Annotated in this window: 13 protein-coding genes; 4 read left to right on the top strand and 9 right to left on the bottom strand. The window is 72.3% G+C overall.

From position 1 onward, the window contains the following. Positions 1–161: 161 nt before the first annotated feature. Genes mnhG through AC6EH9_RS00970 form a run of 6 tightly spaced genes read right to left on the bottom strand, consistent with a single transcriptional unit; the run spans position 162 to position 6,465 of the window. The gene (mnhG, locus tag AC6EH9_RS00995; RefSeq protein ID WP_498419693.1) at positions 162–539 is read right to left on the bottom strand and encodes a monovalent cation/H(+) antiporter subunit G; all 378 of its coding nucleotides are present in this window, start codon (positions 537–539) and stop codon (positions 162–164) included. After that, complete coding sequence (locus tag AC6EH9_RS00990) at positions 536–829, bottom strand: monovalent cation/H+ antiporter complex subunit F (protein ID WP_498419691.1); 294 nt, start codon at positions 827–829, stop codon at positions 536–538. Before AC6EH9_RS00990 ends, mnhG begins: the two co-directional genes overlap by 4 nt. Continuing rightward, positions 826–1,404: a Na+/H+ antiporter subunit E gene (locus AC6EH9_RS00985; RefSeq protein WP_498419689.1), complete on the bottom strand. Its 579-nt coding sequence runs from the start codon at positions 1,402–1,404 to the stop codon at positions 826–828. The genes AC6EH9_RS00990 and AC6EH9_RS00985 overlap by 4 nt, the downstream gene beginning before the upstream one ends. Continuing rightward, positions 1,401–3,143 carry a Na+/H+ antiporter subunit D gene (locus AC6EH9_RS00980; RefSeq protein ID WP_498419687.1) on the bottom strand — a complete coding sequence of 581 codons (1,743 nt, stop codon included), beginning with the start codon at positions 3,141–3,143 and terminating at the stop codon, positions 1,401–1,403. The genes AC6EH9_RS00985 and AC6EH9_RS00980 overlap by 4 nt, the downstream gene beginning before the upstream one ends. Beyond that, the gene (locus AC6EH9_RS00975; protein WP_498419685.1) at positions 3,140–3,565 is read right to left on the bottom strand and encodes a Na(+)/H(+) antiporter subunit C; all 426 of its coding nucleotides are present in this window, start codon (positions 3,563–3,565) and stop codon (positions 3,140–3,142) included. The genes AC6EH9_RS00980 and AC6EH9_RS00975 overlap by 4 nt, the downstream gene beginning before the upstream one ends. After that, on the bottom strand, positions 3,565–6,465 hold the full coding sequence (locus AC6EH9_RS00970) for a Na+/H+ antiporter subunit A (protein ID WP_498419683.1): 2,901 nt from the start codon (positions 6,463–6,465) through the stop codon (positions 3,565–3,567). The genes AC6EH9_RS00975 and AC6EH9_RS00970 overlap by 1 nt, the downstream gene beginning before the upstream one ends. Positions 6,466–6,685: 220 nt before the next feature. On the opposite strand from AC6EH9_RS00970, the gene AC6EH9_RS00965 reads away from it, so the two are divergent. The 3 genes from AC6EH9_RS00965 to AC6EH9_RS00955 all read left to right on the top strand — a co-directional run bounded on the left by AC6EH9_RS00965 (position 6,686) and on the right by AC6EH9_RS00955 (position 8,624). Next, positions 6,686–7,582, top strand: a complete 897-nt coding sequence (locus AC6EH9_RS00965) for a sulfite exporter TauE/SafE family protein (protein WP_498419681.1) — start codon at positions 6,686–6,688, stop codon at positions 7,580–7,582. Between the two features lie 69 nt (positions 7,583–7,651). After that, positions 7,652–8,110, top strand: coding sequence for an RrF2 family transcriptional regulator (locus AC6EH9_RS00960; RefSeq protein ID WP_498419679.1), 459 nt, complete (start codon positions 7,652–7,654; stop codon positions 8,108–8,110). 67 nt (positions 8,111–8,177) lie between these two features. Further along, entirely contained in the window at positions 8,178–8,624 is a 447-nt protein-coding gene (locus AC6EH9_RS00955) for a nuclear transport factor 2 family protein (protein WP_498419677.1), read from the top strand. Positions 8,625–8,630: 6 nt separating this feature from the next. Here the strand turns inward: AC6EH9_RS00955 and AC6EH9_RS00950 are convergent, their stop codons facing one another. From AC6EH9_RS00950 to AC6EH9_RS00940, 3 genes are read right to left on the bottom strand one after another with little or no spacing between them, the layout of a single operon-like run. Beyond that, positions 8,631–9,263 (bottom strand): DUF2461 domain-containing protein, encoded by a 633-nt coding sequence (locus AC6EH9_RS00950; RefSeq protein ID WP_498419675.1) that lies wholly within the window; start codon positions 9,261–9,263, stop codon positions 8,631–8,633. A 21-nt stretch (positions 9,264–9,284) separates the two neighbouring features. Further along, positions 9,285–10,433: a hypothetical protein gene (locus AC6EH9_RS00945; RefSeq protein ID WP_498419673.1), complete on the bottom strand. Its 1,149-nt coding sequence runs from the start codon at positions 10,431–10,433 to the stop codon at positions 9,285–9,287. Next, positions 10,433–11,686, bottom strand: coding sequence for a C39 family peptidase (locus tag AC6EH9_RS00940; protein WP_498419671.1), 1,254 nt, complete (start codon positions 11,684–11,686; stop codon positions 10,433–10,435). The genes AC6EH9_RS00945 and AC6EH9_RS00940 overlap by 1 nt, the downstream gene beginning before the upstream one ends. A gap of 564 nt (positions 11,687–12,250) precedes the next feature. Between AC6EH9_RS00940 and AC6EH9_RS00935 the strand changes: the two genes are divergently transcribed. Next, positions 12,251–13,015, top strand: coding sequence for an SGNH/GDSL hydrolase family protein (locus tag AC6EH9_RS00935; RefSeq protein WP_498419669.1), 765 nt, complete (start codon positions 12,251–12,253; stop codon positions 13,013–13,015). The last annotated feature ends 38 nt before the right edge of the window (positions 13,016–13,053 follow it).

Here is a 13,053-nt window from a genome sequence, read left to right as displayed (position 1 = left end):
GGAATCCGGTCCTGGGTGTTTCGGTGCGGCCGGGAGCCGCAGCTGGAGACGGCACAGAGCAGTTCTGCTACTCGCCAGTAACCTAATGGTGCCTCGTGTGGCCGGGTTCGCGCAACAGATCACCCCCGAACGTGACGCAGGCCCCGCCGCGGGGCGAGGTCTCAGGGGGCCCCGCGGGGCTCCTCGGGGCGGTCCAGGGCCTCGGTGAGCTCGTCGACCACGAGCAGGTCATGGCGCACCTGGCCGGCCCGGAACGACGCGCGCCCGACCATGTGGCTGGCCACCGGGGTGGTGATCATCTGCATCAGCGCCACCAGCGCCAGGAAGGCGATCACCTCGGGCTCGCGCAGCCTCAGGGCCAGGCCGGTCAGGACCAGCAGCAGGCCGAGGACCTGCGGCTTCGTGGCGGCGTGCATCCGGCTGAGCAGGTCGGGCAGCCGCAGCACGCCGATCGCCGCGGTCAGCGCCAGCAGGGCGCCGGTGAGCAGGCAGACGGCGGCCGCGACGTCCGCGACGGTGCTCCAGTCGATCTGGCTCATGGGTTCTCCCGGTCCCGCTGCTCGGCCTCGATGTCGTCGCTGCCCTTGGTGAAGCGGGCGATGCTCACCGAGCTGACGAAGCCGAGCAGGCTCAGCGTCAGCAGGATCGGCAGCGTGTAGGTGTGCCCGTTGTACGCCGCCTCCAGGGCGACCGAGCAGATCAGCACCGCCACCAGCACGTCGAGGGCGACCGTGCGGTCCAGCAGCGTCGGCCCGATCGTCGTACGCATCACCAGCAGGAACCCGGCGACCGCCAGCATCGCGGCGCAGAGGATCAGCACGAGGGTCACGAGGCGTTCTCCTTCGTGGGGGGGAGCGGCACCCGGTCCGCGCCGAGGGCGTGCACGACGCGGGCCTCCAGGTCCAGGACGCTGGCCCGGAACCGCTCGACGCCCTCGAGGTCGGCCACGTCGAGCACGTGCAGGAACAGGGTGTGGGTGGAGCGTCGGGCCTCGACCACGATGCTGCCGGGGACCAGCGAGACCATCTCGGCGACCACCGTGAGCACGAAGTCCGACGGGGTGCGCAGCGAGACCGCGATGACGGCGTTGCTCAGGACCTGGTCGCGCCGCAGCGTCACGCCGGCGACCTGGACGCTGGCCACGACGACGTCGCGCAGGAACCGCGCCACCAGGACGGCCAGCGGCCAGGGACGCGGACGCACCCCCATCCGCACCGGCGGCAGCGGGAAGAGCAGGCAGACGCCGACCGCGACGAGCATCCCGCCGACGACCAGCAGCAGGGTCACGTCGCCCCACAGGACCAGCCACACCAAGGTCAGCCAGGCCACCACCGGGAGCTGGACGGCGCGGTAGCGGGCCGGCCTGACGCTGCCGTCGCGGCGCGTGCGCATCACCGGGCTCATCGGCCGTCTCCCAGCACAGCGCCGATGTAGATGTCGCGCTGCAGCAGGTCCTCGGCCGCCCGGTCGGTGAACCCGAAGAGCGGGCCGGCGACGACGGTGAGCAGCAGGCTGAAGGCCACCAGGCCGGCCGTCGGCAGCACCATCGCCAGCGGCAGCCGGTCGGGCTGGTCGCCGTCGCGGATCAGCTGGTAGAGGTCGCGGTCGGGCTCGTCGTCGTCGCGCAGGCGGCGGGCCGCCTCGAGGTCGGAGTGGTTGAAGGTGCCGCCGCCGGTGTGGATGTGGCTGCGGTGCCGCACCATCGGCCCGCTGCTCTGGTCGAGCACCGAGAGCACGGTGGCCTCCAGGGCGGTGGCCGGGCGGGGACGATCGCCCGCGTCGAAGCCGGGGTCGGGCAGCGCCTGCGCCATCGCGTGCGCCTGCTCCGGGGTGCGCCAGAAGGCGAGGCCCCAGGTCTTGGCGATGGCGTACAGGGTCAGCAGGCTGGTCACCGTGCCCGCCGCGACCAGGGTCAGCGCCAGCGGGGTCCCGGTGTCGAGGCCGGCCTGGAGCAGGCCCACCTTGCCCAGGAAGCCCGACAGCGGCGGGATCCCGGCCAGGTTCATCGCCGGGACGAAGAACAGCAGCCCGAGCAGCGGTGAGAGCGCCGCCAGGCCGCCGAGCCGGACCAGCGAGGTGCTGCCGGCGCGGCGCTCGATCAGGCCCACCACCAGGAAGAGCGAGGTCTGGATGGTGATGTGGTGGGCGACGTAGAAGATGGCGCCCGAGAGGCCCGCCTCGGTGGCCAGCGCGATCCCGAAGATCATGTAGCCGATGTGGCTGACCAGCGTGAAGGACAGCATCCGCTTGATGTCGGACTGGGCGACCGCGCCCAGGATCCCGACCACCATGGTGAGCAGTGCGGCCCACATCAGCAGGTCGGTGAGCGGGCTCTCGGGGAACAGCAGGGTCTGCACCCGCAGGATCGCGTAGACGCCCACCTTGGTGAGCAGGCCGGCGAACACCGCGGTCACCGGAGCCGGGGCGGTCGGGTAGCTGTCGGGCAGCCAGAACGACAGCGGGAAGATGGCGGCCTTGATCGAGAACGTGACCAGCAGCAGCAGCTGGAGCATCAGGCTGACGTGGCCGGGGAGGTCGCTGATGCGCTCGGCGAGCTGGGCCAGGTTCATGCTGCCGGTGGCCGCGTAGATGGTGGCCAGCGAGATCAGGAACAGCGTGGAGGACAGCAGGTTCACGACCACGTAGATCGTGCCGGCCCGGATCCGGGCCCCGGTGCCGCCGAGGGTCAGCAGCACGTAGCTGGCGAACAGCAGCATCTCGAAGCTGACGAAGAGGTTGAACAGGTCGCCGGCCAGGAACGCGTTCGAGACGCCGGCGACGAGCACCAGGAACGTCGGGTGGTAGACCGACAGCGGCGCCTCGCGCTCGTCGTCGCCGGTCATGCCCTGGCCCAGGGAGTAGGCGAGCACGGCCAGCGTCACCACGGCCGAGACCAGCAGCATCAGCGCCGAGAGCCGATCGGCGACCAGGGAGATGCCCAGGGGCTCGGGCCAGCCGCCGACCCAGATCACCTGCGGCCCGTGCCGGTCGGCCTGGACCAGCAGCACCGCGGCGATGCCGGCGACCGCGGTCAGGGTGGCGAAGCTGACCGCGCGCTGGCCTTGCGGGTGGCGCGAGAGCACCAGCGTCGCGCCGGCGCCCAGCAGGGGCAGGATCACCGGGAGCGGGACGATCTCGTTCATGCGCCCTCCTCCAGCGGCTGCTCGTCGGTCTCTCCGGCCGAGCTGAGGTCGTAGCTGTCGGACGCGTCGTCGGCGGCGGCGAGCCGGCGGATGGCGGCGTCCTCGACGTCGTCCTGCACGTCGTCGTGGGCGTTGAGCTGCCAGCTGCGGTAGGCCATCGCCAGCAGGAAGGCGGTGGTCGCCAGCGTGATCACGATGGCGGTGAGCACCATCGCCTGGGGGAGCGGGTCGCCCGGGTCGCCCGCCCCGACGATCGGGGCGTCCCCGGCCGGTCCGGCGGAGACCAGGAACGCGATGCTCACGCCGTTGCTCATCAGGATCAGTCCCACCAGCACGCGGCTCAGGCTGCGCTCGAGCAGCAGGTACACCCCGCAGCCGATCAATGCCGCCGAGGTGATCACCAGGGTCAGGTTGGCCTCCATCAGCTGCTCACCTCCTGGGTGTGTGCGCGGTCCTGCTCCTCGCGCAGGATCTGGCGGTCGATGCGGGAGCCGAGGGCTCGCAGCAGGTCGAGGATCAGGCCGACGACGACGAGGTAGACCCCGACGTCGAAGAAGGTCGAGGTCACCAGGTGCACGTCGCCGAGCACCGGGATGTGCAGGTCGACCAGCGCGCTCTGCAGGACCGCGCCGCCGAAGGCGAGTGGGGCCAGCCCGGCCAGCGCGGACACGGCGAGCCCGACCCCCATCAGTCGGCCGGCGTCGATCGGCGCTGCCTCGTCCAGCTCGTAGCGCCCACCGGCGAGGTAGCGCACGATCAGGGCGAGGCCGGTCACCATGCCGGCGGCGAAGCCGCCGCCGGGGAGGTTGTGCCCGGCGAGCAGCAGGTAGATCGAGAACACGATGATCGTGTGGAAGACGAGCCGGGTGACGACCTCGAAGATGATCGAGCGGCGGTCCGGGCGCATCGTGCGCGGCCCCGGCAGCCAGACCCGGCGTCCGGGCGCGGTGGGGACCTTCTCCACGGTCGGCGGCTGCGGGATCTCGTGCACCCGGCGGATGCCCGAGGTGCGGCTGTCGAGGAAGATCAGGCTGGCCACGCCGGTGGCAGCCGCGAGCAGCACCGAGATCTCGCCGAGGGTGTCCCAGGCCCGGACGTCGACGAGGATGACGTTGACGATGTTCTTGCCGCCGCCGTAGTCGACCGCCTCCTTGGGGAACTCGGCGGAGACCGGGATCGCGGTGCGGGCTCCGGTGGCGACCAGCAGGAACCCGGCCACCGCGATCCCGGTCGCGGCGCCCAGCGCCATCCGCCAGAAGCGGTTCCGGCTCAGCGGGCGGTCGGTGAAGTACTCGGGCAGCCGGCGCAGCACCAGCACGAAGACCACCACCGAGACGGTCTCCACCAGCACCTGGGTGAGCGCCAGGTCGGGGGCGCCGTGCAGCGCGAACAGCATCGCGGTGCCGTAGCCGGTCACGCCCACCAGCAGGACGGCGCGCAGTCGGCGGCGAGAGCGGGTCGCCATCAGGGCGGATGCGGCCATCACGATCGCGACCAGGGCCTGTGCGGGGGTGTCCCAGGCCACCACGTCGATCTCTCCGGACAGCCCCGCCACCAGCGTCCAGCCGGGGAAGACGAGCACCGCGACCAGGATGATCGCCAGGTACGCCGCCACCGAGCCGCGCTGCGTCGTACCGGTGACCTCGACCGCGAGCCGGTCGACGCTGCGCATGGTCCAGCGGTAGCCACGCTCGGCGCTCCAGGCGTGGGCCATCCGGGCCTGGAGCCGGGCGACCGAGCCGCGCCCGGCGAAGGCGGCCAGGCCCAGGGCCACGGCCAGCAGCGAGATCGCCAGCGGGATCCCGAAGCCGTGCCACAGGGCCAGCTCGGCGTCGTGGACGCCCATCGGGAAGGTGTCGGCGTACGGCGCCTCCTGCTCGGTGAGCGGGTGGCCGGCCAGGCCCAGCACGAGGGTGAGCCCGGCCAGCAGCACCGGGGCGGCGGCGAAGCCGGCGGGCACGGGCTGCGCCGGGGTCGGCTCGGGGTTCATCACCCGCGACTTGGTGGCGAACGTGCCCCACACGAAGCGGGCGGAGTAGGCGACGGTCAGCACGGAGCCGGCGAAGACGCCGGCCAGCAGCGCCCAGCCGGCCAGGCTGGACAGCCCGGTGCCGTCGCCGTTGCTCTGGGCGACGTCGAGGAGCGCCGCGAACACGCTCTCCTTGGCGACCCAGCCCAGCGCGGGTGGCAGACCGGCCATCGAGGCGGCCGCGATGCAGGCGGCGACGGCCACCACCGGCATCGTGCGCCCCACTCCGGAGAGCTCGCGCAGGTCGCGGGTGCCGGTGCTGCGGTCGACGATGCCGACGACGAGGAACAGCGTGGCCTTGAACAGGGCGTGGGCGAGCAGCAGCGCGACCCCGGCCAGCGCCGCGCTGCGGGTGCCGAGGCTGAGCACGACCAGCAGGAAGCCGAGCTGGCTGACGGTCCCGTAGGCGAGCAGCAGCTTGACGTCGATCTGGCGCAGCGCCCGCCAGCCGCCGACCAGCATGGTCAGCACGCCCAGGGTGAGTACGACGCCGCGCCAGCCCGGGCTGCCGGCGAAGGCGGGTGCGAGCAGCGCGACCAGGTAGACGCCGGCCTTCACCATCGAGGCGGCGTGCAGGTAGGCGCTCACCGGCGTCGGGGCCGCCATCGCGGCCGGGAGCCAGAAGTGGAACGGCACCAGCGCCGACTTGCTCAGGGCGCCGACCAGGACGAGCAGGACCCCGACCGTGATCGCGGTGCCGCTGGGCGGGTCGGCGAGGATCTCGCTGATCCGGTAGGTGTCGGCCGCGCTGCCGATCAGCAGCATCCCGACGAGCATCGCGAGCCCGCCGAGCGTCGTCACGATCAGCGCCTCCGTCGCGGCCTGACGGCTGGCGCGCTTCTCGGGGGAGTGGCCGATCAGCAGGTAGGAGAAGACGGTGGTCAACTCCCAGAAGACGTAGACCAGGAGCAGATCGTCGGCCAGGACGAGGCCCAGCATCGCCCCGACGAACGCGGTGAGGACGCCGGCGAAGCGGCCCAGGCCGGGGTCGTCCTCGGCGAAGTACCAACGGCAGTAGGCGAGCACCAGGGCCCCGATCCCGACGACCACCAGCGCCAGCACCCACTGCAGGGCCCCGAGCCGGAAGGCGAGGTCCAGACCGAGGCTGGGCACCCAGCCCACCACCTCGTCGAGTGTGTCGCCCTCGCGCACCGCGCCGGCCTGGGCGAGCACCCAGGCGGTGGCCCCGGCGGGCACCAGGGCGAGGGCCAGGAAGGCGCGGCGTCCGAGGGCGCCGATGAGCGGTGGCGCGAGTGCGGCAACGAGGAAGTGGACGCCGACGATCGTGAGCAAGCGGGGGCCTTCGCGGTCCGTGGGGTTGTCAAGGGCGTGTGGACGGACGCACGGGAGCAGGGGTCGGGGCGCGCGACCGATGCCACCAGCCTAGTCGGGCGGCGGTGGGCGCGCTCATTTGACAACCCAGGCGGAAGTAACTCTACTAAGACAGTAAGGAAATGAACTCGATGTACTTAAGCGACGAAGTCGACGCCTCGTCAGACCGGATGGAACCGCAATGCGCAAGCTGATCGTCCTGGCCTTCGTGGGCCTGCTGGCTCAGTTGATCGACGGCTCGCTCGGGATGGCGTACGGAGTCACCTCGTCCACGCTGCTGCTCGCGGCCGGGGTCGCCCCCGCGGCCGCGTCCGCCGCCGTGCACTTCTCCGAGATCGGCACCTCGCTGGTCTCGGGGTTCTCCCACCACAAGCTCGGCAACGTCGACTGGCGCACCGTGTCGATCCTGGCCTTCCCCGGCTTCGTCGGGGCCTTCGCCGGGGCGACGTTCCTGTCCAACATCGACGGCGGGACGGCCAAGCCCTGGGTGGCCGGCATCCTGCTCGTGCTCGGCGTTTACGTGATCTGGCGCTTCCTGGCGCTGGGCGGGCGCCGGCCGCAGTTCAAGAGCCGCCCCTCCGCGGGCTTCCTGGCTCCGATGGGCCTGGTCGGCGGAGCGCTGGACGCCATCGGCGGCGGCGGCTGGGGTCCGGTGGGCACCACCACGCTGCTCTCCTCGGGCCGGCTCGAGCCCCGCAAGGTGGTCGGCTCGATCGACACCTCCGAGTTCGTGGTCGCCGTGGGCGGCTCGCTGGGCTTCATCCTGGCGCTGGGCTCCTCGGGGATCGACTGGACGATCGCCGGCGCGCTGCTCGCCGGTGGCGTGGTGGCGGCGCCCGTCGCGGCCTGGCTGGTGCGCAAGCTGGCGGCGCGCGTGCTCGGCGTCGCGGCTGGCGGCCTGATCATCCTCACCAACTCCAAGACGATCGCCGAGACGCTGGGTGCCTCCGGCCAGCAGGTCGTCGCCCTGGCCGTCGTCCTGTTCGTGGCCTGGGTGGCCGGCATCGTGTGGGCGGTGCGTCAGGAGCGCCTGGCCCGCCAGGCCGAGCCGGTAGAGGAGGCGCTCGCCTCGGTGTGAGGCAGCGCCGCGGGGTCCCAGAGCCACTGAGTCGAGTGGACCTCTCGACAAATCTGACAGACTGGCCCCATGCGCGTCTCCGCCAAGTCCGACTACGCCTTGCGTGCCCTCATCGAGATGGCAGGGCGCACCGACGGGGTGCCGGTGAGCGCTGAGGAGATCGGCCGCCTCCAGGACATCCCGCACGGCTTCCTGCAGGCCATCCTGGCGGACCTGCGCCGCTCCGGGATCGTGGTGTCGCAGCGCGGCCAGTCCGGCGGCTGGCGGCTGGCCCGCCCCGCGCAGAGCGTGTCGGTCGCCGACGTGATCCGCGCCGTCGACGGTCCGCTGGTCTCGGTGTACGGGCTGCGCCCCGAGGCGGTCAGCTACAACGAGTCCGCCGAGGTCCTCCAGCACGTCTGGATCGCCGCCCGCCGCTCGCTGCGCGACGTCTTCGAGCAGGTCAGCATCCAGCACCTCGCCGACCGCGCGCTGCCCGACGCGGTGACTACCCGTACCGCCGACGAGGACGCCTGGCAGCCGCACTGACCGCGGCAGGGGTCGCGAGCGAGCGCCGGAACTAGAACACGTTTCAGCCGTCCTCTACGATGCCCCCATGATCACCTCCGACGACGTCATCTGGAACGCGCCCGACGGCGAGCACCCGGCCCGGCGCGCCTCACAGCGCTCGTACTCCGCGGCCTGCCACGGCGACCTGGAGGAGTGGCTGGCGGCGTACCGCGAGGACGCCGTGGTGGAGGACCCGGTCGGGCCGTCGTGGTTCGACCCCGAGGGCGCCGGACACCGGGGGCACGCGGGGATGCGCGCCTTCTGGGACAAGGCGATCGCCCCGGTCCAGCGGTTCACGTTCACCATCCACGACTCCCACGCCAACGGCGCCACCTGCGCGAACGTCGGCACGATCACCGCCCGGTTCGCCGACGGCACGGTCGTCGACACCGACCTGGTGATGGTCTACACCGTCGACGACGCGGGTCAGGTGGCGTCGATGCGGGCCTTCTGGGAGCCCGAGCGGTCGATGGCCACCGCCCGCAAGGAGTGAGCCGGCTCAGTCGCGCGCGGCCGCGGTGAGCCACTCGACCAGCGGGCGCAGCGCCTGCCAGTCCGCGCGGACCGCGTCGACGAGGTCGGGGGAGTGGATGACGTCGTCGAAGCCGTAGTGGTGCACCACTGCGAGGCTGCGGTGGCGCAGCAGCTCGATGCGCGGGTGGCTGGCGTCGTACCCGCGCGGGGACGTCTTGAGCCGGTCGCCGCCCACCTCGAATCCCTGGCCGCGCAGCTCGTCGAGCAGTCGGGCCAGCTCGCTGCCGGTGCGCTCGTCGGCCATCGCGGCGCGGATCGCGGCGAGCCGGTCGGGTGAGGCGCGGTAGAAGCCGGCCTCGCTGAAGACCCCGCGCGCCGAGAGCTGGACGTACCAGCCGGTGGCCTCGCCGACCGCGACGAAGGCGCCCTGATGTTCCTTGTAGGGCGTCTTGTCCTTGGCGAAGCGCACGTCGCGGTAGGGCCGGAACACCTTGGCCTCCCCGAACTCCGGGGCCAGCGCCGCGCACAGCGCGACCATCGGCGCGCGCACGCAGTCGAGGTAGACCTGCTTGTGCTTCTCCCAGAACGACCGGGTGTTGTCCATCTCCAGGTCGTCGAAGTAGTCGAGGGCGGCGACGGGGAAACCGGTGAACTCCACGCCCCAGAGCCTACGAGCGGCTCAACCGACGGGCGCGCTGACCTGCTCGTCGCCGCCCTCGCTGAGCGCGCTGAGCGTGAGCCGGTCGCCCCCGCAGCGGGGCTCGCCGACCAGGCCCGGCTCGCCGGGCGTCTCGTAGACGACGCTCAGCTCGTCGCCGTCCCAGCGCATCAACCGCGCCGGGTCGCCGTCGCGCTGCGGGTCCTGGGCGAAGTACGCCGCGCCGGCGCACCAGGTCAGGCTGCCGGAGGTGCCCGCGCCGAGGTCGAAGTGGCCCCGCGCGTTGCTGGCGTAGAAGTGCGCCGACTCGATCTGGTTGGCCTTCGGAACCACCGACCAGGCGCGCCCGTCCTCGAGGAGCAGCCCGTCCCAGCCCTTGCAGTCGGTCACGTCGGGGAACGGCGTCGCCTCCTGGTCGCTCAGCTCGAGCACCGTGAAGCAGGAGGGCCGGGAGTCGTCGAAGGAGAGCAGGCTGGTGCCGGCCGGGGTGATCCGGGCGTTGGTGAAGCCGTGCCGCTTCGGGGCGCACCAGGCCGACTCCGAGTCGCCGGAGCCGAGGTCGACGCGGGCCAGGCAGTAGCTGCCGCCCTCGCCGTACGTCGCGTGCGCGAGCGTGCTGCCGCCGGTCACGCCCGGACCCAGGGCCCAGGTGCCGCCGTTGACGGTCGGCGGGGTGGAGCGGTCGTCGAGGACGGTGCGCCGACCGGTGTCGAGCTCGATCACCGTGGCCACCGCCGCCCGCTCCTCGAGCTTGTCCTGGGCGACCACGACGGCGTACCGCTCGTCGAGCAGCGCCTCGCTGATCCGCCGGCCCTTGCCGGCGGGGATCGTGGTGGGCTTCGGGCCCTGCAGGCTCGCCTGGGTCCCGCCCCGGTTCACCCGTAGCGTCCAGTCGCCGCCCGTGGTCACCACGTCCTCCATCGATCCGCCGACCGGCTCCCAGTCGAGGAGGTCGGTGCTCGCTCGTGCGGTCGCCGGCTCCGCGGCGGTGCCGCCGCTGGGCCCGGAGGCGCTGGAGCCGACGGTGTCGTCGCTGGGCCCGGAGACCGAGCCCGAGTCGGGGGCCGGGTCGGAGGTGGGGGCAGGGTCAGAGGCGGGGTCGGAGTCGCTGCCGCAGGCGCCGACGACCAGCAGCAGCGCGGCCAGCGCCGTGGCGCGACGAGCCCGCATCAGACGCCGATGTTCTGCTGGAAGTGCGCCTGGTTGGCCCGGTAGCTGCGGTAGGCGTGGCGCCACTGCACTCGGCGCAGGAAGGGCTCGGAGGGGTCGAAGCGCTGCTGGTTCCACGGCTCGAAGTAGCCCAGCTTGATCGGTCCGCTGCCCTTGCGGTAGCCGCGGCCCACCTGGAAGTGCCCCGAGGCGTCGTCGTCGAGGTAGGGGAAGTACTGCTTGCGCAGCACCGGGTGCAGGATCACCGGCGCGCGGTAGTCGGCGATGTGGCGCATCTGCAGCAGCGCCCACTGCTCGAAGGACCACCCGGCGATGCTGAGGGTCACGTAGGTGCCGGCGCGGTCGGCGCGGTCCCAGCCGGTCGCGGCGTTCGTGACGCGGACCATCTCGGTGATGGCCGTGCCGCTGCGGGTGGTGCCGAGCCGGCTCGCCCAAGCGCCCTGGCCGCGGTAGTTGCCCCAGCCCCAGGCGATCATCTGCATGCTGGCCGGGCCGCACCAGTACGTCGTGGTCTGCTCGGCGGTGTCTCGGTTGCGCAGCACGACCGCCCGGTCGGGGTAGTCCGCGATGCCCTTGGTCCGGCCGGCGGCGGCGGTGGTCCGGGCCGAGACGCCGGGTGCGGTGCTGGGGGTCACCTCGGGGTGGCGGGCCAGGAAACCGGCGGGCAGCGGGGCGCCCTGGACCTGGTGGCGCAGCAGCACGACCTTGGCGACCGAGCGTGCCGCCGCCACGAGCTCGCGGCGCTCGGCGCGGGCGCGGGCGGCGGGGCTCATCGAGGCGACGCGACGGGCGAGAGCGAGGGCGTCGAGGTCGCCGGTGCTCTCCGGCTTCCGGCCCCGCGCGGCGCGGCTGACGACGGTGCGCGCCGAGGCCGCGACGCGGGCCTGGACCTGGCGCTCGGTCTCGGTGGTCCAGCCGGTGTTCAGGCAGTAGCGCTGTCCCTCGAACTGCGCGCACCGCACCGCGTCGGCGGCGAGCTGCTCGGGTGCGAGCTTGCCGCTGCGGCGGGCGCTGGCCGTGCCTGCCGACACCACCCGATCGATCTCCGCCTGCATCTGCGGGGTCACCGTGCCCGACCCCGCGACCAGGGCGTCGGCCGCGGCCGGCGACGCGGGCGCTGCTGCGGCGGCGATCGCGCCTCGGTCGCCCTGGCCGTCGGGGAGGAGGGGGACCAGGGCGAGGGCGAGCGTCAGGGTGGAGGCGACGATGACGAGACCGCGGCGGGGACTGGCGAGGGAAGTGCGGCGGGACATGGGGGAAGGCCTAACGCAGGGGGAAGGTGGAACTGCCCCACTGTCCCCAATGACCCCAAAAGTCGTCAAGTCTCCCACCAGTCACACGAGAAACACGAGAGCGACACGCCGAGAGAATGACAACCGTGTAATTCGTGGGCCAGGCGAAATGCAGTGAGCCGCCGGAGCCCGGTGTCCGGGCCGACCAGCGGCTCATGTGGTGCGTGGAGCGGACGACGAGACTCGAACTCGTGCGATAGTGCTCGCTGACCTGCGGAAACGCAAGGTAAGTGCCGTATGAGTTGCCGCTAGTGGAAAGCAACGGCAAGGCGAGACGCTGCCGTGGGTACGGCGTACCCATGCCCGGCCAGCGGTACCCATCGGGCGGCGCCGGGCGGTGACCTGCAACCCCTCCCCGTGCACTCACCACCCCCAACCACACACGCGCCCCCACCTCCCCCGAACGCACGAATCGCCCCGCCACCGCCGCTGGGTGAGCGGGGTGGCGGGGCGAGTGTGGCCGTGCGGATCGAGCAGATTGGGCGAGCTCGCCCCCAAGTGCGACTCTCGCGCTAGCCTGACGCCGTGAAGCGCAGGCGCAGGGGGACGCAACGCAGTCGGCAGCGCGCGGGGTCGGTCGTGGCAGTGGTCGCGGCTATTGCCGCGCTCGCCGGCACGGGCGCTGGGTACGTGCAGTGGCAGGACCGGATCGACGCGAACGCAGCCGAGAGCCAGCGCGCGCCTATCAAGCCCCGCCCCCCAGAGCCGGACCCGACCGTGGTCTTCGTGATGGGTGACTCGTTCGTCGCCGGGAGCCCCATGAACGAGGGGTCACCGACGTGGCCGGACGTGATGGCGGAGCAGTTCGGTTGGCTCGTCTACTCCGAGGCGCAGGGCGCGACGGGATACGTGGGCGCCAAGGACGACCACTTGCCGTTCACTGAGCGCGCCCCTGATCTGGTCAGGACCTACAAGGCCGACTTGGTGATCCTCGCGGGCGGCATCAACGACCAGCAGGTTCCGGCCCCGAAGTTGCGGGCGGCGGTGCGCGAGGTGGTCGCGGAGTTCCGGCAGGCGATGCCGACGACGGACATCCTGTTGCTGTCACCCTTCAAGGCAGGTGACCCGGACGTGGACGCGGTGGGCGACGTCATCGAGGCCGTGGCGAAGAGGGCGGGAGTCCGCTACCTGGACGTGTCGCGCGTGATGACGGGAAAGAACGCGCGGCACATCGGCTCGGACAAGCTGCACCCGAACGGCGAGGGGCACGAGATCCTGGCGCGTTACATCGGTGGCGCCGTCAAGCGTTGGGGATGGCCGCGGCGCTTGGCGTGGACCCGCGCGAAATGACGGAAGGCCCCGGCCCCGCTGCGTGAGCGAGGGCCGGG

The organism is Nocardioides sp. Z21_20 (assembly GCF_059766585.1).
This window is presented reverse-complemented; position numbering and strand designations above follow the sequence as displayed.

Bases quoted from the DNA above. Each gene is read 5' to 3' on its own strand.
- mnhG (WP_498419693.1), bottom strand. From the start codon at position 539: ATGAGCCAGATCGACTGGAGCACCGTCGCGGACGTCGCGGCCGCCGTC.
- AC6EH9_RS00985 (WP_498419689.1), bottom strand. From the start codon at position 1,404: ATGAGCCCGGTGATGCGCACGCGCCGCGACGGCAGCGTCAGGCCGGCC.
- AC6EH9_RS00980 (WP_498419687.1), bottom strand. From the start codon at position 3,143: ATGAACGAGATCGTCCCGCTCCCGGTGATCCTGCCCCTGCTGGGCGCC.
- AC6EH9_RS00975 (WP_498419685.1), bottom strand. From the start codon at position 3,565: ATGGAGGCCAACCTGACCCTGGTGATCACCTCGGCGGCATTGATCGGC.
- AC6EH9_RS00965 (WP_498419681.1), top strand. From the start codon at position 6,686: ATGCGCAAGCTGATCGTCCTGGCCTTCGTGGGCCTGCTGGCTCAGTTG.
- AC6EH9_RS00960 (WP_498419679.1), top strand. From the start codon at position 7,652: ATGCGCGTCTCCGCCAAGTCCGACTACGCCTTGCGTGCCCTCATCGAG.
- AC6EH9_RS00955 (WP_498419677.1), top strand. From the start codon at position 8,178: ATGATCACCTCCGACGACGTCATCTGGAACGCGCCCGACGGCGAGCAC.
- AC6EH9_RS00945 (WP_498419673.1), bottom strand. From the start codon at position 10,433: ATGCGGGCTCGTCGCGCCACGGCGCTGGCCGCGCTGCTGCTGGTCGTC.
- AC6EH9_RS00940 (WP_498419671.1), bottom strand. From the start codon at position 11,686: ATGTCCCGCCGCACTTCCCTCGCCAGTCCCCGCCGCGGTCTCGTCATC.